The 17,999-nt window shown below is 56.1% G+C and carries 14 protein-coding genes and 1 pseudogene; 7 read left to right on the top strand and 8 right to left on the bottom strand.

Annotated elements, in window-relative coordinates; all coding sequences use genetic code 11:
• Window positions 1–384 precede the first annotated feature (384 nt).
• Window positions 385–1,200 (top strand): TIM barrel protein, encoded by an 816-nt coding sequence (locus ACLRGG_RS06895; RefSeq protein ID WP_416249023.1) that lies wholly within the window; start codon window positions 385–387, stop codon window positions 1,198–1,200.
• 26 nt (window positions 1,201–1,226) lie between these two features.
• On the opposite strand, the pseudogene ACLRGG_RS06890 reads toward ACLRGG_RS06895, so the two are convergent.
• Window positions 1,227–1,734, bottom strand: a pseudogene (locus ACLRGG_RS06890) (MFS transporter); the annotation flags it as partial.
• Window positions 1,735–2,077: 343 nt separating this feature from the next.
• On the opposite strand from ACLRGG_RS06890, the gene ACLRGG_RS06885 reads away from it, so the two are divergent.
• Both ACLRGG_RS06885 and uxuA read left to right on the top strand, forming a co-directional pair.
• Window positions 2,078–3,127, top strand: a complete 1,050-nt coding sequence (locus tag ACLRGG_RS06885; RefSeq protein ID WP_416249022.1) for an AI-2E family transporter — start codon at window positions 2,078–2,080, stop codon at window positions 3,125–3,127.
• A gap of 119 nt (window positions 3,128–3,246) precedes the next feature.
• A complete protein-coding gene (gene uxuA / locus ACLRGG_RS06880) occupies window positions 3,247–4,434 on the top strand; it encodes a mannonate dehydratase (RefSeq protein WP_416249021.1) in 1,188 nt (395 codons plus the stop codon).
• Between the two features lie 84 nt (window positions 4,435–4,518).
• Here uxuA and ACLRGG_RS06875 read toward each other — a convergent pair whose 3' ends face one another.
• Window positions 4,519–5,469: an ABC transporter substrate-binding protein gene (locus ACLRGG_RS06875; protein ID WP_416249020.1), complete on the bottom strand. Its 951-nt coding sequence runs from the start codon at window positions 5,467–5,469 to the stop codon at window positions 4,519–4,521.
• Window positions 5,470–5,486: 17 nt separating this feature from the next.
• Complete coding sequence (locus tag ACLRGG_RS06870) at window positions 5,487–6,257, bottom strand: class II aldolase/adducin family protein (protein WP_416249019.1); 771 nt, start codon at window positions 6,255–6,257, stop codon at window positions 5,487–5,489.
• Between the two features lie 232 nt (window positions 6,258–6,489).
• Here ACLRGG_RS06870 and ACLRGG_RS06865 point away from each other — a divergent pair, with 232 nt between their 5' ends.
• Window positions 6,490–8,067 (top strand): EAL domain-containing protein, encoded by a 1,578-nt coding sequence (locus tag ACLRGG_RS06865; protein ID WP_416249018.1) that lies wholly within the window; start codon window positions 6,490–6,492, stop codon window positions 8,065–8,067.
• Window positions 8,068–8,329: 262 nt separating this feature from the next.
• A complete protein-coding gene (proP, locus tag ACLRGG_RS06860) occupies window positions 8,330–9,835 on the top strand; it encodes a glycine betaine/L-proline transporter ProP (RefSeq protein WP_416249017.1) in 1,506 nt (501 codons plus the stop codon).
• Between the two features lie 89 nt (window positions 9,836–9,924).
• Here proP and ACLRGG_RS06855 read toward each other — a convergent pair whose 3' ends face one another.
• The 3 genes from ACLRGG_RS06855 to ACLRGG_RS06845 form a co-directional block, all read right to left on the bottom strand.
• Window positions 9,925–11,019 carry an ABC transporter substrate-binding protein gene (locus ACLRGG_RS06855; protein WP_416249016.1) on the bottom strand — a complete coding sequence of 365 codons (1,095 nt, stop codon included), beginning with the start codon at window positions 11,017–11,019 and terminating at the stop codon, window positions 9,925–9,927.
• A 19-nt stretch (window positions 11,020–11,038) separates the two neighbouring features.
• Window positions 11,039–13,171, bottom strand: coding sequence for a TonB-dependent siderophore receptor (locus ACLRGG_RS06850; protein WP_416249015.1), 2,133 nt, complete (start codon window positions 13,169–13,171; stop codon window positions 11,039–11,041).
• Between the two features lie 70 nt (window positions 13,172–13,241).
• The gene (locus ACLRGG_RS06845; protein WP_416249014.1) at window positions 13,242–14,168 is read right to left on the bottom strand and encodes a LysR family transcriptional regulator; all 927 of its coding nucleotides are present in this window, start codon (window positions 14,166–14,168) and stop codon (window positions 13,242–13,244) included.
• Between the two features lie 145 nt (window positions 14,169–14,313).
• On the opposite strand from ACLRGG_RS06845, the gene hpxD reads away from it, so the two are divergent.
• Together hpxD and ACLRGG_RS06835 are read left to right on the top strand one after the other, a co-directional pair.
• A complete protein-coding gene (gene hpxD, locus ACLRGG_RS06840) occupies window positions 14,314–15,342 on the top strand; it encodes a molybdenum cofactor-independent xanthine hydroxylase subunit HpxD (protein WP_416249013.1) in 1,029 nt (342 codons plus the stop codon).
• A 9-nt stretch (window positions 15,343–15,351) separates the two neighbouring features.
• Window positions 15,352–16,320: a PDR/VanB family oxidoreductase gene (locus ACLRGG_RS06835; protein ID WP_416249133.1), complete on the top strand. Its 969-nt coding sequence runs from the start codon at window positions 15,352–15,354 to the stop codon at window positions 16,318–16,320.
• 11 nt (window positions 16,321–16,331) lie between these two features.
• Here ACLRGG_RS06835 and ACLRGG_RS06830 read toward each other — a convergent pair whose 3' ends face one another.
• Window positions 16,332–16,646 (bottom strand): ArsR/SmtB family transcription factor, encoded by a 315-nt coding sequence (locus ACLRGG_RS06830; RefSeq protein WP_416249012.1) that lies wholly within the window; start codon window positions 16,644–16,646, stop codon window positions 16,332–16,334.
• A 14-nt stretch (window positions 16,647–16,660) separates the two neighbouring features.
• Window positions 16,661–17,785, bottom strand: coding sequence for an alkene reductase (locus tag ACLRGG_RS06825; RefSeq protein WP_416249011.1), 1,125 nt, complete (start codon window positions 17,783–17,785; stop codon window positions 16,661–16,663).
• Between the last annotated feature and the right edge of the window lie 214 nt (window positions 17,786–17,999).

The following is a 17,999-nucleotide window of genomic DNA, read 5'->3' as shown; positions in this document are numbered from 1 at the left end:
AATTTTTCAAATATTAAACTTTAGAAAATTCATTTTTAGTGCAGTGGATCGCATTTTCACTTTTTAGAATGCAATCAATTACTAAAGAAGAGACCGCCCCGCGCGAGTCGCGTTAACCTAAGGAATAGTCTTAAGTTTTGAGGGTCTTAACCGTCAGGGGGCAGCGGTATAACTCATCAAATCATTGGGCCATTCAGGGGGGTTTTCCCCCTCAGTCATGCGGCTAAAGACGAAATTTTGAGAGAGCGATCTAAAAATTTAAATTTCAATATTCACCATTAGTGAAATAAATGTTCTCTTATGCCCATCGAAGATAACTCACCGTCAGAAATCAGGCTTGCAGGGATCCACCCTACTCTCATTACATTCAGCAGGAGTTGCAAAATGGCCATCGAATCATCCCGTTTTTGTGTAAATCGTAAAATCGCCCCTAATCTGGGCATAGACGCATTTTTTAAGGTGGTCCACGATCTTGGCCTGACCAAAGTTGAACTGCGTAATGATATGCGCGGCGGTAAGGTGACGGATCATCTGAGCCATGCCGAAGTCAGCGCGCTGGCGCAGCATTATGGCCTGGAGATTGTCACCATTAACGCCGTTTATCCCTTTAACCAGCCTGACGATGCGCTGTTAGCGAAAACTGAAGGCCTGCTGAAAGACGCCAGGGGCGTGGGGGCAAAAGCGCTGGTGCTCTGTCCACTGAACGACGGTACGCCGGTTAGTCCGGAGGAAACCGTCAGCGCCTTGCAGAAGCTGGCGCCGCTTTTTGAGAAATATGGCATTGAAGGCCTGGTTGAGCCGCTGGGCTTTCCCGTCAGCTCTCTGCGTTCTGCCGTTCAGACGCAGGCGCTCATTCGCGACGCGCGCGTTCCTTTTAAACTGCTGCTGGATACCTTCCATCACCATCTGTATGAAAAGGCGGAAGAAGAGTTTGAAAGCGGCATTGATATCGCCGGTATCGGACTTGTTCATCTCTCCGGCGTGGAGGATGACCGCCCGACCAGTGAACTGACGGATGAAGAGCGCATTATGATCAGCGAGGGGGACCTGCTAAACAGTGTGTCTCAGGTACGTCGCCTGGAAGCAATGGGCTATAAAGGCATCTACGCGTTTGAGCCATTCTCAACGGTAATGGAAAGCTGGAGCGAGGCAGAAATCGTGCGTGAGATCCAACAGAGCATGGCGCTGCTACAGGGCTAACATCCTCATCCGGGAGCGACTGGCCTTCAGCGTGACTGGCAGCTGAGTACCGCTTCTGGCCAGAACAGGGGAAAGGCGCAAGCCTGTTCCCCTTCGATACACTCCTCACCTTTGCGCGGCGACTGACGTTTTAGCCTCCAGGTTAGCAGCATGCCCAGACAAACCAGCAGGCCACTGAGCAAGTAGATAACCGGAACGCCCAGATAGCTCATCACGAATCCGGCAAGCGGGCCGGATAGCGTTAGGGAACAGCAGTCGCGTCCCCACAAACGCGGCGCTAAACAGCGTCAGCGCCCAGGCGGCACCGTCCCACCCCTTATCCCGGTAGAAAAGGGTAATGAAAGTGGCTATTACCCCGAATCCCGCCGACCCCAGCGCAAGGATTAAGCCGTAGCCCCAAAGCCGCCCCAGCACTGCCCGAAAAGGCAGCTGCTTGCCCTTGCTGCTTTTCACGCTCTGACGCGGCAGCGCAAGGACGATCGCCACAAAGGCGATGACAGCGATCACCAAGGCCAGCAGCAGCAGGCCGCCCCAGCGATCGGCGAAAAGCGTTAGGGACCGCCTCCGCTCCGGGTTGTTCAGGCATGGAAAGCGATACCCTTTCAGGAAAAGCACAGGTTGCACTATACCTGGTTTTAACGGCGAAGATCACTCCTCTGTCTCGTGCCCCCCTAAACCAGGCTTTAAGGGGGGTCAGCAACCCACCTGCAAGGGGGCCAGCGTAAGTCAGAAAAAGAGCCTGACTGACGCGAAAAGGCCACTGCCGACGCACAATAACGGTCAATAAACGTGCTTATCACTGCGAACTTTCTTAAATTCAGCAAGTTAGCCGGTAAAGAGGCTAAGCTTTGTATCAATATTATTGCCCGGAGATGCCATGAGCGAGCTGCAGCAGGAGAAGATAGGGCAGAATATGCTGCTGAAAATGGCCATGCTGGTCGTCATTCTGGCCGGGATCAAAGCGGCCTCGGAAATTCTGGTACCCTTTCTGCTGGCACTGTTTCTGGCGATAGTGCTGAATCCGCTGGTGACGATACTGATGCGGCGTGGGGTCCGACGCGGCCTGGCGATTACGCTGGTGACCCTGGCCATGCTGATTATTATTGCTCTGCTGGTCGCGATGATTGCCGGTTCAATCAATGATTTTAGCGATATTTACCCGCAAATTCGCAGCCAGATGGCGCAAAAACTCGCTATCCTGCAACATCTTGCCGCGCCCTTTCATATTAATCTTTCTACCGACCGCATTATTGAACGTCTCGATCCCAGCTCCATGATGAATCTGGCTGGTACCCTGCTAAGTCAGTTTTCCGGCGCAATGACCGGGACCGTGCTGCTGTTTATGACGGTCGTTTTTATGCTGTTTGAAGTTCATCATCTGCCCTATAAGCTACGTTTCGCCCTGGTTAATCCGAAAATTCGTATCGCCGGGCTGCATAAAGCACTGAAAGGCGTGACGCACTATCTGGCGCTGAAAACATTACTCAGCCTGATAACAGGCATCGCGGTCTGGCTGGTGCTGCTGCTGCTGGGCATCAAGTTCGCGCTGCTGTGGGCCGTAGTGGCTTTTGTGCTCAACTTTATTCCCAATATCGGTCCGGTGATAGCCGGTATCCCCCCTCTGCTTCAGGCTTTATTGCTTAACACGCCCTTAGACGCCGCACTGGTCGCCGCGCTGTTTACCGTCATTCACATGGTACTGGGCAATATGCTGGAGCCGAGGATTATGGGAAAAGGCCTGGGCCTTTCCAGCCTGGTGGTGTTTCTGTCGCTGATATTCTGGGGCTGGCTGCTGGGGCCGATCGGTATGCTGCTGTCGGTTCCGCTGACCTGCGTCTGTAAAATCCTGATGGAAACGACGCCGGGCGGTAGCAAGCTGGCGATTTTACTGGGCAACGGCAGGCCACGCACCGTACGTCTGAAGTAACCGTTCCGGCGCTTCTTGCCTGCCCACTGCGATCGTCATCACGGCATCCTTAGCCGTTGCGCTTTATGCTGTGTTTAGCGGCTTTCTGCCATTACTCTTCTATTTTACAGGAGCTGAACATGGAACATACGTGGCGCTGGTATGGCCCCAACGACCCCGTTTCGCTGGATGATGCACGGCAGGCTGGCGCAACCGGCATTGTGACGGCGTTGCACCATATTCCTAACGGCGAGGTCTGGCCCGTAGAGGAGATCTCGGCCCGTCAGGCGCTGCTGGCAGCGAAAAATCTGGTGTGGTCAGTGGTGGAAAGCATCCCTGTTCATGAGTCGATCAAAACGCATCGCGGCGATTATCAGCGCTTTATCGCTAACTATCAGCAATCTCTCCGAAATCTGGGCAGCTGTGGGGTAGATATCGTCTGCTATAACTTTATGCCGGTGCTGGACTGGACGCGAACCGACCTCGCCTGGCCACTGCCGTGCGGGGCCAACGCGCTGCGCTTCGATGATACGGCCTTTGCCGCGTTTGAGCTGCATATACTCAAACGGCCCGGTGCCGTGCAGGATTACGATCCGCAGGAGCGGGAGCAGGCCGCGCGCTACTTCGCCGCAATGACCCCTGACGATGTGGAAACGCTAACCCGCAATATCATTGCCGGTCTGCCGGGCGCGGAAGAGGGCTATACTCTGGCGCAGTTTCAGGCGCAGCTGGCGCAGTATCAGGGGATCGATAAAGCCAAACTGCGTGAGCACCTGGCAGAATTTCTGCGGGCAATTGTGCCGGTCGCGGAAGCTTCGGGCATCATGCTGGCAGTGCATCCGGACGATCCACCGCGATCGCTGCTGGGCCTGCCGCGTATCCTTTCCACACAGGACGATCTGCAGTGGCTGAAAGAGGCGGTAAACAGCATTCATAACGGTTTTACCTTCTGCACCGGATCGCTTGGGGTTCGGGCTGATAACGATCTGGTCAATATGGCCACGACCTTTGCCGATCGGATCCATTTCGCGCATTTACGTTCAACGCAGCGGGAAGCAAACCCGAAAAGCTTTCATGAAGCCGCCCACCTCGGTGGCGACGTGGACATGGTGGGCGTCGTTAAGGTCATTCTCGCCGAGGAGCAGCGCCGTCGTCGGGAGGGAAACAGACGCCCTATTCCCATGCGGCCTGACCATGGCCATCAGATGCTGGACGACCTGCATAAAAAAACCAACCCAGGCTATTCTGCCATTGGTCGACTTAAAGGACTGGCAGAGGTTCGCGGCGTTGAGGCTACGCTGCAACAACTATTTTACAGTGATAGCTAACGCATACCCTTAACGGGCTTGTCCCGATCCACCATTGCGGCTGATCGGGGCGTGTCGTGCGGTAAACGCTGAACGAGCGTCTATTCATTCTGACCCGGCCTCAAAGACGCTGGTATCGGTAATGGCCTGCACGTCTACCTTCTGCGGCAGGATCGCCAGCGAAGAGAACAGATCGGAGACGCCCTGTACTTTCTTAATATCCTCTGCAGAGATCGGCCTGATGCCGTGGGAAATCCGCGCCGTGATCGGTGCCGACGCCTGCGGTGAAAGACGGGTGAGCGCAGCATAGACCTGATTATAGTCGTCAGGATGCGCAATTCCCCAGGCCCGCGCCTTCGCCAGTCGGCGGGCAAAGTCAGCAATAGCCAGCCGCTTAAAGGGATCTTTTAGCGCGCTGTTGGTGGCGGTCACAAATGACAGCGCGGTCGTCAGCCCTTTACTGTCACGAAGCAGCCGCGCGCCGTGCTGTTCGGCGATGCCCAGGTAGGGATCGAAGGTGGCCCAGGCCGCAATCTGACCGGAGTTAAACGCTGCGCTGGCGTCTACGGGCAGGACAAAGCGCACCGACACTGCCTCTCGTTTTATGCCCGCCTCCTGTAGCGCCTCATACAGCAGATGCTGCGAAATGCTGCCGCGCGCCGAGGAGACCACAACGGTTTTCCCTGCCAGATCACTCACGCTGTGGATAGGGGAATCTGCCGGGACAATCAGTCCGTTAGATCCCGCGTCTCCTACGTTGGTTGCGATGATTTTAAGATCCACCCCGCCAGCGGCAGCCATCAGTACCGGCAGGTCACCGGCGTAAGAGGTATCAACCGCTCCCGCCCGCTGCGCCTCGAAGAGCGGCGCAGCGCCCTGAAAATTGGCCCAACGATAGTGATAAGGCGCATCCTTCATCACGCCGGATGCCTCCACCAGCGAGCGCAAATTACGGGCCTGATCGCCCAGCACCAGCGTGACGCTGGAGAGATCCTCTGCCGCGCAGGCAGCAACGGAAACGCAGAGCAGTAAAGCCGTCAGTAGCGATTTATACATAGCGTGCGTTCCTCCTGTCAGAGTGCGTTTCGCTGTAGCTGACGGACGTAGGCATCCCAGTGAAGCAGATACTTTTTGTTTCTGATGCCATTATCAAACGCCAGTGCGGCCTTCTCCGCTACCGCATCCGGGATAATACTCAGCGCCGCGCCGCCGGACTGCGCGGCAATTTGCGCGACGCACGCCCGCTCCAGGTAGTAAAGATTGTAAAATGCCTCTTCCAGATCCCGGCCACAGGTCAGCAGACCGTGGTTTCGCAGGATTAGCGCATTGCGCTCGCCAAGATCGGCCACGATGCGCTGCTGTTCATCAAGATCTAACGCAATCCCTTCATAATCGTGATAGCCAAGACGACGGTGGAAACGCGCGCTGTGCTGGGAGATCATCAGCAGCCCCTGCTGCTGAGCCGCTACGCCAATACCCGCCGCAGTATGAGTATGCAGGACGGCGTGGGTTTCCGGGCGGGCGCGATGAATCGCACCATGAATCACATAGCCCGCAGGGTTAATCCCCAGCCCCGTAGGATCGTCGATAATTTCGCCATCAATATCAATTTTGACCAGCGTCTCCGGCGTAATTTCATCGAAGGTCTGACCATAGGCGTTGATGAGAAAATGTGGGCGGTCACCCGGTACGCGCAGGGAGAAGTGCGTATAAATATGATCCGTCCAGCGCAATTTTGCCGCCAGGTGATAACACTGCGCCAGTTTTACGCGCGCCTGCCATTCAGCCTCTGAAATTCTGGCTCGCAGACCCGGTGCCGCATTCAGTTCGCTAACCTCTGCCATTTGTTTTTCTCCTGATCTTTTTAAGCGCGGACGGGCCGCAGACAGGGCATCCTGGCACAGGAGAAAATACCGGGGAAATAATGAATATGACAATAATCTGCATAATATTGACTAAGGAATATGCGCAAAGCTTATTTTTCCACTGACCAGCAATATTTATCTTTCGGGGGAGCGGACATGCTATTTTACCGCCAACCGTAAGTATAAATATGGGTGGAAACAGGGATACACTATGGACTCTCTTTTAATAAAGGGACGTGAACGTAAGGGACTTTACCTGACAATGGCGGGCCTGTTGCCTTTACTGCTCTGTCTGGTTTTTACCGGTATCGAAGCCAGGCAGATTATCCAGCGACAGCAGGCCGTCACCGCCGAAATGCTGTTAAACCAGTCCGAAGCCATTAGCGATCATGCCTGGAAGATGATTGCCCAGCTGCAGCAGTTCTCCGGAAGACCCTGTGAAGAGATAAACGATCGGCTTCAGCGCTTTTCGGCTATCTATCCCTATTTCCGCTCCGTAGGTATTATCCGGCACGATACCATCACCTGCTCCTCCGCATTCGGCACCAAGCAGGGCGATATTACAATCCTGCTTCAGCGTCCGCCGCCTGAAAAGCGGTGGACTTCCTGGGTCCTCTCTCTGGCGGGCACCTTTGGCGTCAGGGATCGCCCGGCAGTGATCTTTGTCCGCGAGGGGGTGGCGGGCTCCAGTAGCTTTGCCCTGGTCGACGGCCAGTACCTTTATGATTTTATGAACGCGGTCGGTAAAAGCCACGGCTACCGTATCGCCATTCAGTTCGGCGGCGGATTTCGCATTACGCGCGGCAACGTACCGGACGCGGGCAGTGGGTTTATTCGCGCCAGCACCTATACCGCCCCCTCCAAACGTTACCCTATTGTTGTTAGCGTTACCTCGCCGCCTGCGGATATCGCCTATACCTGGCGGCAGGGGCTTTATACCTTCCTGCCGATGGCGCTCATCCTTTCGCTCCTGCTCATGGCGGTGACCAGCAACTGGCTCAAACGGCGGCTCTCCTATGGCGACCTGATCCGCCGCGCTATCGCGCGCGACGAGTTCTCCGTTAATTATCAGCCGCTGTTTAATCTTGAAACCAACCGCTACAGCGGTGCAGAAGTGCTGATGCGCTGGCAACTGCCAGATGGCCGCTGGGCAAAGCCGGACCGCTTTATCAGTGCCGCAGAGTCAGAGGGTATGATTGTGCCGCTAACGCGGCATCTGTTGATGCTGATTAGCAGAGATGTCAGGCACTGGCACGTACCGCCTGGATTTCACCTTGGGATCAACGTAGCAGCAGAGCATCTGCAGCATCCTGACTTTGTGCAGGATATCCGCGGCTTTTCCGCGCAGCTTGCTGCCAAAAAGCTGAATATCACCCTGGAATTGACCGAGCGGAGCCTGATCTCCGACGGCGATGACGTGGTGAAGAAGCTGCACCAGCTTCGTGCGGAAGGTATTCATATCGCGATTGATGACTTCGGTACCGGGCACTGTGCGCTGAGCTATCTCCAGACTTTTCCTCTGGATTACCTTAAGGTGGATCGCGGCTTTGTCAACGCCATCGAGTGTGCCGGAGATGAAGCGCCGATTCTGGATGCGATTATTAACCTTAGCCAGAAGCTGAGGCTTAAAATTGTCGCTGAAGGCGTCGAAACGCCGATCCAGCTCGACTACCTTAAAAAACGCGGCGTTATCCATATTCAGGGCTATCTCTTTGCCCACCCGATGACCAGCAGTGCGCTGATGGCGTGGTTGCGGAGCAAAAACCCAGGTCCATCTTTTCCACTATAAATCTGACCGCATTGGGACGATCTGACGGGACGATTATGCGGTTTAGCCACGTGGGCTCCCGTCAGAAATTATGTTACACGGCCAGAAAACGATATACTAATAACAGAAAAGGACGGGTTGACGGACGATTTCACCCGTCTCTTTTCACTTTCTGCCTGGCTACAGACCACAGATAATTTGTACCCTGAGCCGCTGTAATTCGTTCATTTCAGACGGTTTATGGGAGAATTCTAACTGGGAAACAGACTATTACAGGGGTATTATGAAGCTACGTAGGAAGCGTGTTAAGCCGATGGGCTTAAAAGACGTAACGATCATTGATGATGCCAGGTTACGCAAGGCTATTACCGCCGCCTCGCTGGGTAACGCGATGGAATGGTTCGACTTTGGGGTATACGGATTTGTCGCCTTTGCGCTGGGTCAGGTATTCTTCCCCGGGGCCGATCCGGGCGTGCAGATGATTGCCGCGCTGGCGACCTTCTCGGTACCTTTTCTGATCCGTCCGCTGGGTGGGCTGTTTTTTGGCAGGCTGGGTGACAAATATGGCCGCCAGAAAATCCTTTCCATTACCATCATTATTATGTCGGTCAGTACCTTCTGTATTGGCCTGATCCCCTCCCATGCCTCCATCGGCATCTGGGCGCCTATTCTGCTGCTGCTGTGTAAAATGGCTCAGGGCTTTTCCGTCGGAGGCGAATATACCGGCGCATCCATTTTCGTTGCCGAATACTCCCCGGACCGCAAGCGCGGCTTTATGGGCAGCTGGCTGGACTTCGGTTCAATCGTAGGATTTGTGCTGGGTGCCGGCCTGGTCGTGCTGATCTCAACGGTTATTGGCGAGGCGAGGTTTCTGGAGTGGGGCTGGCGCGTGCCGTTCTTCGTTGCCCTGCCGCTGGGTCTTGTCGGGCTCTATCTGCGCAGCGCGCTGGAAGAAACACCGGCCTTCCAGCAGCACGTTGAGAAACTTGAGCAGGGCGATCGTGAAGGGCTGGCTGACGGTCCTAAAGTTTCGTTTAAAGAGATTGCGACTAAACACTGGAAAAGCCTGCTGGCCTGTATCGGTCTGGTGCTCTCCACCAACGTTACCTATTACATGCTGCTGACGTACATGCCAAGCTATCTCACCCATAATCTTCACTACTCTGAAGATCACGGGGTACTGATCATCATTGCGATTATGATTGGTATGCTGTTTATTCAACCGATTATGGGCCTGATGAGCGATAAATTTGGTCGCCGTCCCTTCGTGATCGTCGGTAGTATCGCACTGCTGTGTCTGTCCATTCCCTGCTTTATGCTGATCAACAGTAACGTGATGCCGTTGATTTTTGCGGGTCTGCTCATTCTGGCGGTGGTACTTAACTGCTTTACCGGAGTGATGGCTTCATCGCTGCCCGCGATGTTCCCTACGCACATCCGCTACAGCGCGTTAGCCAGCGCCTTTAACATCTCTATCCTGGTGGCGGGCCTGACGCCAACGCTGGCTGCCTGGCTGGTTGAAGCGACCAACAATCTCTATATGCCTGCCTATTACCTGATGATTATTGCCATCGTAGGCCTGGTAACCGGTATCATGATGAAAGAGACGGCGAATATGCCACTGCGCGGTGCCACGCCAGCGGCATCAGATATGGCCGAGGCAAAAGAGCTGCTGCAGGAGCATCACGATAACATCGAGACTAAAATTGGTGATATCAGCGAACAGATTGCCGAGCTTGAAGAGAAGCGTAAACACCTGATCAACCAGCATCCGAATATCAACGAGTAATCCACGCCGAAGCGCAGTAAGCGCTTAACACAGACTGCACCCCAAAGGTTGGCCTGCCAACTGAGTAAGGTGCAGTTTTTTTTAGTCTGTTACTGCGCGGTCGTCCAGTAGGTTCCGGTCTGCGGCACCGTCAGGAAGTCACGGTTCATTTCATCCAGAGTTCGCTGCGGATCCAGATCGCTAAACAGCTGGGGGTGAAAGAATTTCGCGAAGATTTCTACGTCCAGCAGATGCCAGGGACTCATATAGAAATTGTGCCAAACCGCGAGCGTCCTGCCACTGCGCACCGCCGATAGCTGAGAGACGACGGGATCGCGGCTCAGCACCTGCCGAAAACTCGCCCTTGCCTGACCGGCGTTAACGTCAGGGCCAAGCTGCAGCTGATTCTTCTGTCCCGGCCCCGCCATACCGGTGGCCAGCCAGAGCGCTGGATTGAGCGAGACAATCGCCTCCGGGCTGAGCTGTCCGAAGACGCTGGCAAACCGCCCTGCCGCAATGTTTTCGCCCCCGGCATAGGTGATGAGATCGGCCAGATTGCCGTGGCTGACCGTGGTACAGCAGGTTTCCCGCCGTCCGATATGCAGCTGTAACATAACGCCGGGTCGTTCTGGCTGCGCCTGCTCCAGCCTCTGCTTAATCCGCTGCATATGCTGCTGGTAAAAAGCAATAAAGCGCCCGGCCTTTGCGCTGTCGTTAAGGGCCTGGCCGAGGATTTTCAGGCTGGGAACGGTATTGGCGAGCTGATTAACGCGCGTATCAATATAAATAACCGGGATACCCGCGCGGGTCAGCTGGGCCTGGACGTCGTCGTGGTTGCTCTCTTTTTTGGCGTATACCGGCAGAATAACCAGATCTGGCTTCAGGGCGATCGCCTTTTCCACGCTGATCTGGCCATAGTTGGCCTGACCAGTCACCGGGATGGCGTTGATCTCCGGAAAAGCAGCGGTGTACCGCGCCCAGTTCTGGCTGTCCAGCTTTTTCAGGTCTCCGGGCCAGCCCACCACCCGCTTCGCCGGATTTCCCTCCTCGACCAGCGCCAGGGTATAAATCATCCGACTTTCCCCCACAATAATCCGCTGGGGATTATCGGGGATGACCACGCTGCGCTGCAAAATATCGGTGACAGTTCTGGCCTGTGCCAGGCTGCTGACCAGCATCATCAGCACAAGTAAACGTTTTTTCATTGCGCTCTCCAGACGGCGATCAGAAATCTACCGATGCCTGCACATACACCACTCTCGGCTCGCCCTCAATAACCCGCAGGTTACCCGCGCTGGACTCGTAGTAGTGTTTGTTCAGCAGGTTGTTAATGTTCAGCTTGAGCTGGGTATGTTTGCCCACCAGCCTGCTGTCCCAGGCGATAAACGCATCGGCCACGGTATAGTCAGGCAGGGTAAAGCTGTTCTCGGGATCGCCCGCCCGGCTGCCGACGTAGCGGCCGCCGCCGCCCACGCGCAGTTCCCCCGGTAGCCAGGAGAAGCGCATGGCGTGGCTGAGATAAAGGCTGCCCATATTGCGCGGCGCGTTGACCAGGCGGTTACCGACGTTTTCAGGATTGACGCCGTCCTCAATAATTTCGGTTTTGTCGTAGCCGTAGGTGGCAATCAGGTTCCAGTCCTCCGTCAGCTCACCGTTAACCTCAAGCTCGGCCCCGGTTGATCGCGCTTCAGGAATGTCACGCGTCACGCCGTTGATAAACACCGACATATCCTTTTCATCAATACGATACAGCGCCAGCGTGGCAGAGAGCGCGGGCATGGCCTGCCACTTCGTGCCCACTTCCCAGGTCGCGCCTTTCTCGGTCGAGGCAACATTGCCGTTATCGTCCGTCTGGGTCGAGGGGGTAAAGGAGCGGCTGTAGCTGCCGTAAAGCGAGACGTCAGGCAGCACTTTATAGACCAGCCCCATCTGCGGTAAAAAGGCGTCGCCGCGATCGTTAAGGGTGCTTACCGGATTATCATTGCCGTGGCTGGCCGTCTGGGTGTAGCGCTGGAGGCGACCGCCCAGCACTGCAATCCATTGATCAGAGAGGTGAATGCTGTCCTTTGCAAAGAGTGAACGGCTGTAGAGATTGGTGCGGATATTGCTGACGGGATCCGCATAAGTACTGCTGTTCAGTACGGGTTCCTCGCCATAGATCGGATCGTACATATTGAAGGTTTTAGAGACTTTTCCGCGATAAGAGCGGGCTTTGTAGGTTTCGTTCTGCTCGTAGTCCACACCCAGCATCAGATCGTGCTGCCTGTTCCACAGCGTGGGGCTGCCGCCGATATCCCAGGAGAGGTAAGTGGTCTGGTGGTTAAAGCCGCGGTTAGCGTCGGCGCGGCGCGAAACAATGCCGGTGGTGGTATTAATCGCCGTCGCCCTGACCTCATTACTGTCGTAGCGGCGCTGCATCCAGGCGTAGTTGAGATGGGTATCCCAGGTGTCATCCAGCGCCCAGGCGTAGTTGACGTTCAGACGCTTATTCTTGCCCCATGCATGGTTGGCGCTGTCGTCCAGCCGCTGATTATAGGGGATGTTGACCGGTTTCTTATTGATAAACGCGGTGCCGCGATCGTAGGGCACGTCATATTTATATTCCACGTAGCTGATATTCAAAGAGGCTTTTTCGCCAAACCAGCTGAGTGAGGGCGCAATTAACGTATGTTGATTAACGCCGAAGTTGCGCCAGTAATCTTCACGCTGGCGCTCGGCGATAAGCCGAAAAGCCAGGCCATTTCCCAGCGGACCGGTAACGTCCACACTGCCGGCTCCCCCGCCAAAACTGCTGGTTTCACCGCTGACGTGCGTGTTCCACTCATACTGCGGTTTTTTACCGATCAGGTTGATTACTCCGCCCGGATTAAGAATTCCGTAAAGCAGCGAAGCCGATCCTTTTAGCACTTCAACGCGATCAATGGTGTCGTCCATCGACAGCCCCTGATTACTGCGTACGCCGTCAAGAAAAATAGAGCCGTCGGAGTTAGCGCCAAAGCCGCGCTTAACGAAGCCATCCTCGGTGCCACCAAGAGTATTCCCCTGGGTGACGCCGCTGACAAACTTAACCGCGTCGTTGACGCTTTTGACCTGATAGTCCCTGATGACCTGCGGGGTGACCACGCTTACGGACTGCGGCGTTTCACTGCGCGGTGCAGCCGTGCGGGTGGCCGTGGTAGCGCTATCTTCCGCATAGCTGCCGGTCCGGCTGGCGGCATCGGCGGTGACGGTCAGCGTGGGTTCTTTATTTTCTCCCGCGACCGCGACGCCGCTGCAGGGCAGCGCAGTCAGCACGATTAAACAGGGTATCCCGGTGAGGCGATGAAAAGCAGAGCGAACCAATAAAAGTGATTTCATAAGATGAGTGACACAGGCGAACGTTATTTTTTGTTCGCGAATGGTAATCACTATCATTGGCATTATCAATTTAATTAACTGCGTGTATTCCCCCCGCTGCCATATTTTCAATCGCTGCGGCCATCTCTTTTATCGCCATCTGCGCCGCCCGGGAAAGCTGGCGTGAAGGAGCAATACACAGGGCCAGCGTCAGCGGCCTGATATGCTTACCCTTTAGCGGGACAAAGCTGAGCTGACGATGTTTGACCTCCTCCAGCACGTCCAGCAGGCTGAGAACGCAGACGCTACCTCCTTGTTTAATCAGCGATTTTATCAACCTGATATCATTACAGACGATGGCATTCTCAGGGGCAAAGTTATGATAGCGATAGAGCGATCTGACCCGCTCATGCACCACCAGCGGTTCGCCAGGCAGAATATGCCTTTCGCCGCTCAGCTCGGCGGGGGACAGCACCTCGCGGTGTTGAAGTGGGTGGTCAGGCAACATCACCACCCCCATCTCCAGCTCGGTGAAGGCAACCACCTCCAGGCCGCCTTGTCCCTGAGGATCGAGTATTAGCCCGAAATCAATTTCCGACTGGCGGATACGCTGGCTGATGGTCAGGCTGTCGCCCACCGTCAGATCCAGACTCAGCCCGCTGTGGGCTGATGCGATGTTCGCCAGGGCATCGGCCATACAGCCTTCGTTAAGCGCCTGAATCATACCGATGCTCACATGCCCCCGCTTCAACCCTAAAATATCGTCAAAACGCTGGCGGGTGATGCGGAATTCCCGCTGCCAGCGCAGGATATTGTCATACAGCAACTCCCCGGCTGTGGTCATCCTCAACCCCTCGGGGAGGCGCTCAAAGAGCGGCGTACCGAAGGCGGCTTCCGCCTGGAGGATCTGTCGGTTAATAGCCGAAGCGGAAACGTGAAGTTTTTCCGCGGCCTTTCTGAGGCTGCCGCTTTTAGCCACTTCGGCAAAGTAGATAGCAAAGCGAGAAAATGGGCTCATGGCCGCTCCTGTAAACTTTTTTGCAACACTATAGTGAATATTTGCTGATGGATTGCAACACCCTTCTCCGCACAGAATGAACTGACAATAACACCGTCAGCCAACGTCGCCGACCTGCTGAGAGCCACCGACAGGAAAATGCACTATGAACCCAACGCCTCCCGCACACTGTACGTTTGAGCCAGATGACTGGCTACGCCTTGCCCGCCACTGGCATCCCGTTACACGCACCTGCGACGTTAGCGCCGCGCCGACCAAAGCAGTGCTGCTTGATGAGCAGCTGGTGCTTTACCGCGTCAAAGGCCAGGTTGTGGCGGCCAGGGATGTTTGCCCACACCGTGGCGTTCCCCTGACGCTGGGTTTCAGTGACGAGGAGGGAATTATCTGCCCTTATCACGGGCTGCGCTTTGGTGAGAATGGCCGCTGTAATCGCATCCCGTCCAGCCCCGATCAGCCGATCCCGGCTAAACTCAACCTCACCCCTTACGCGGTGGAAGAGCGTTACGGGCTGGTCTGGGTCTGCCTGGCGCCCGAAGAGGGCACCCTGGCCCCGCTACCCCAGATGCCCCACTGGCTTGACGACGGTTTTCAGCAGATCACCTGCCCACCGTTCGACGTAGAGGGTTTTGCCGGGCGACAGGTGGAGGGGTTTCTCGACGTGGCGCACTTTGCCTGGATCCATACCGACACCTTTGCCGACCCGGATAATCAGGTGGTGCCAGCCTATAACCCGGTTGAAACGGCGCACGGTTTTACGGTCGATTACTGGAGCACGGTGGGTAACTATCCGGCCAGCTCCGACTTTCGCGCCCCGGAGGGGTTTAGCTGGCTGCGGCACTTTGAGATGCACCTGCCCTTCACCGCCACGCTGACCATCCATTTTCCTGGCGAGGCCCGACTGGTGATTATGAACGCCGCCTCGCCGGTATCGGCACGTAAAACACGCATGTTTGCGCCGATCGCCCGCAACTTCGATCTGCATATTCCCGTTGAGGAGGTCCACGCCTTTAATCATCGCGTGTTTGAAGAGGACCGCCTGATGGTGGAAACGCAGCGCCCCGAACGCCTGCCGCTCGACCTGACGCTTGAGGCCCATATTCCTGCCGATCGCAGCTCCATTGCCTACCGTCGTGGGCTGAAAAAGATGGGGTTTGGTGAATTCTTTCTGGTCTGAGGGGAAGCAATAATGAATACGCTACGGGTTGTCGTCGATGCACTTATCCGTCAGGGACACAATAACCTGGCGGTCCACCTCGTCGCAGAAGACGGTCAGCCGCTGCCGGCGTGGCAGCCGGGCGCGCATATCGACCTGCACCTGGATAACGGCATTACCCGTCAGTATTCGCTGACCGGCCCAGGGCCTGGCGAGCAGGGCTATGTGATTTGCGTAGCCCGCGAAAGCCACTCGCGCGGGGGATCCCGCTATATTCACGACAGTCTGAGGCCCGGACAGGTGGTCTCCGTCTCCCCGCCGAGGAACGTCTTCCCCCTGGCGGCAGAGGGTGAGGCTGTTCTTGTCGCGGCGGGGATAGGTATCACGCCGCTTTTCGCCATGGTCGAAGCGCTGGAGGCTTCCGCCAGGCCATTCGTGCTGCATTACTACGTGCGGGAGAGGCACAACGCGGCCTTCGTGCGCGAGCTGAGCCGCACGTTCCGCCATGGCCGCTGCCATATCTGGTATAGCAGCGAGGGGCACAGCCCGCGCGGGCATCTGCCGCCGGAGCTGTTGTCGGCTGACGGGGATCGGCACCTCTACCTCTGCGGACCGAAGGGTTTTATGGAAAATATGCGCAGCACTGCGGCTGAAAAGGGCTGGCCAGAGTCGCGTATGCATTCGGAAGCCTTTCTTCCCCCCTCTCTGCCTGCCGCTGAACGCCCCGACGATGCCTTTACCGTCACGCTCGCCAGCACCGGCCAGTGCTGGCCGGTTTCCGCCGACAAGAGCATCGCCTGCGTGCTTCAGGAAAATGGCGTTAGCGTGCCGCTCTCCTGCGAAATGGGCATGTGCGGCGCCTGCCTGACCGGGGTCATTGCGGGCGCTGTCGACCACCGTGATACGGTGCAGTCGGCAGCGGAAAAGGCCGCGCCGGTTCAGCACATTGCCCTGTGCTGCTCACGCAGCCATTCGCCGAACCTTATTCTGGACCTGTAGAATGACGGGTATTACAGACCGTTAAGGAAATCCTTTATTGACTCGCGGAGTTCAAGAATGCGCGGCTCGCAGCGGCGAAAGTAGGTCCATTTGCCAACTTTCACCGCCTCCAGCAGCCCGGCCTCCTGCAATACCTTAAGGCAAAGCGAGGTGGCGGGCTGAGAAAGCCCCGCCTTGTCCTGGATAAGGCTGGCACACACACCGTACCGATCGTAGTCGTAAAGCTGGCTGTAACCGGCAAAGGCTTCCGCCGGGTTTTGCAGCCATTTCAGTACTGCCATACGCGTTGGGTTAGCCAACAGTTTCATGGCATTTTCAGGTGACATGCAGCCTCACATCGTCAGGAAGGATAAACCGGGTAGTCAGTATATCCTTTACGCGTGCCGCCATACAGGGATGCGCCATCAACCGGGTTTAACGGGTGAGCCTGTTTAAACCGCGCCGGCAGATCCGGATTGGCGATAAAGGTTCGACCAAAGCCAAACAGATCGCCCCAGCCGTTTTCCAGCACGCGTTCCGCCTTCTGCTGGGTGTAGCGTCCTGAATACATGATCGGTCCCTGAAAAGCGTCGCGTAGCGCAACGCGGAAGCTCTCCGGCAGCTCAGGGCTGTTGTCCCAGTCGGCTTCGGCAATCGAAAGATAGCCCGTTTCAAGCTGGCTGAGCATCCGGGCGGCGCTGATGTAGGTGTCGTGCGGATCGCTCTCCACCAGGCCCAGATACACCCGCTCTTCATCGGTACTGGTAAACAGCGGCGCAAAGCGTACGCCGACGCGCTGGCTGCCAAACACCTCGCTGACCGCAACGATTACCTCTTTTAGAAAGCGCAGGCGGTTTTCCAGTGAGCCGCCGTATTCATCCGTACGGAAATTACTGTGCTCAGAGATGAACTGATTAATCAGATAACCATTTGCCGAGTGCAGCTCCACGCCGTCAAAGCCCGCTTCCTTCGCGTTTTCAGCGGCCTTACGGTAGAGCTGGACGATCTCTTTTACCTCGGCGGTGGTCAGCTCGCGTGGCGTGGAGGGGGCGGTCAGCATCCCCTCGCCCGGCCCGGTTTCGATAAACACGCGCACGCCGGTCGCAGCAACGGCAGAGGGTGCGACCGGAGGCTGCTGGTCGGGCTGTAGCTGATTATGGGAGACCCGGCCGACGTGCCAGAGCTGGCAAAAAATCACGCCGCCTTCCTGATGCACCGCCTCTGTGACCTTTTTCCAGCCGTTAATTTGCGCTGCGCTGTGAATGCCCGGGGTCCAGGCATAGCCCTGCCCGCGAGGCTCGATCTGCGTCCCTTCGGTGATCATAAACCCGGCGCTGGCCCGCTGGCGGTAGTAGTCCACCATCATCGCTCCGGGGATATTGCCCGGCTGCTCGCTGCGACAGCGGGTTAACGGTGGCAGTGCTATGCGGTTGCGTAAGGTGAATCCACCAAGCTGTAGGGGGCTGAAGAGTGTGGTCTGGGTCATAACGTTAAAGGATCCATTGGGAAAGAGTGCGCTCATTATATTTATAAATTTAAATATGTAAATGCATTAAAGCCCCTGGATGTACTGAATGCCCTCGACAGCTAAAAGGTCTGGATCCGTTAAAAAGCGTTAAGTATCCCATCCTTTGGCCGATAACCCTTCCGTCATGCAGCCGGAGGGGGAAATTATCTCCTCCCTGCCTGATAACTCACTG

It is taken from the genome of Erwinia sp. PPS120, from assembly GCF_047918655.1.
GTDB lineage: Bacteria > Pseudomonadota > Gammaproteobacteria > Enterobacterales > Enterobacteriaceae > Erwinia > Erwinia tasmaniensis_A.
This window is presented reverse-complemented; position numbering and strand designations above follow the sequence as displayed.

Coding starts and splice junctions, on each gene's coding strand:
- ACLRGG_RS06850 (WP_416249015.1), bottom strand. CDS start 13,171: ATGAAATCACTTTTATTGGTTCGCTCTGCTTTTCATCGCCTCACCGGG.
- uxuA (WP_416249021.1), top strand. CDS start 3,247: ATGGAACATACGTGGCGCTGGTATGGCCCCAACGACCCCGTTTCGCTG.
- ACLRGG_RS06855 (WP_416249016.1), bottom strand. CDS start 11,019: ATGAAAAAACGTTTACTTGTGCTGATGATGCTGGTCAGCAGCCTGGCA.
- ACLRGG_RS06845 (WP_416249014.1), bottom strand. CDS start 14,168: ATGAGCCCATTTTCTCGCTTTGCTATCTACTTTGCCGAAGTGGCTAAA.
- ACLRGG_RS06895 (WP_416249023.1), top strand. CDS start 385: ATGGCCATCGAATCATCCCGTTTTTGTGTAAATCGTAAAATCGCCCCT.
- proP (WP_416249017.1), top strand. CDS start 8,330: ATGAAGCTACGTAGGAAGCGTGTTAAGCCGATGGGCTTAAAAGACGTA.
- hpxD (WP_416249013.1), top strand. CDS start 14,314: ATGAACCCAACGCCTCCCGCACACTGTACGTTTGAGCCAGATGACTGG.
- ACLRGG_RS06870 (WP_416249019.1), bottom strand. CDS start 6,257: ATGGCAGAGGTTAGCGAACTGAATGCGGCACCGGGTCTGCGAGCCAGA.
- ACLRGG_RS06865 (WP_416249018.1), top strand. CDS start 6,490: ATGGACTCTCTTTTAATAAAGGGACGTGAACGTAAGGGACTTTACCTG.
- ACLRGG_RS06825 (WP_416249011.1), bottom strand. CDS start 17,785: ATGACCCAGACCACACTCTTCAGCCCCCTACAGCTTGGTGGATTCACC.
- ACLRGG_RS06830 (WP_416249012.1), bottom strand. CDS start 16,646: ATGTCACCTGAAAATGCCATGAAACTGTTGGCTAACCCAACGCGTATG.
- ACLRGG_RS06885 (WP_416249022.1), top strand. CDS start 2,078: ATGAGCGAGCTGCAGCAGGAGAAGATAGGGCAGAATATGCTGCTGAAA.
- ACLRGG_RS06875 (WP_416249020.1), bottom strand. CDS start 5,469: ATGTATAAATCGCTACTGACGGCTTTACTGCTCTGCGTTTCCGTTGCT.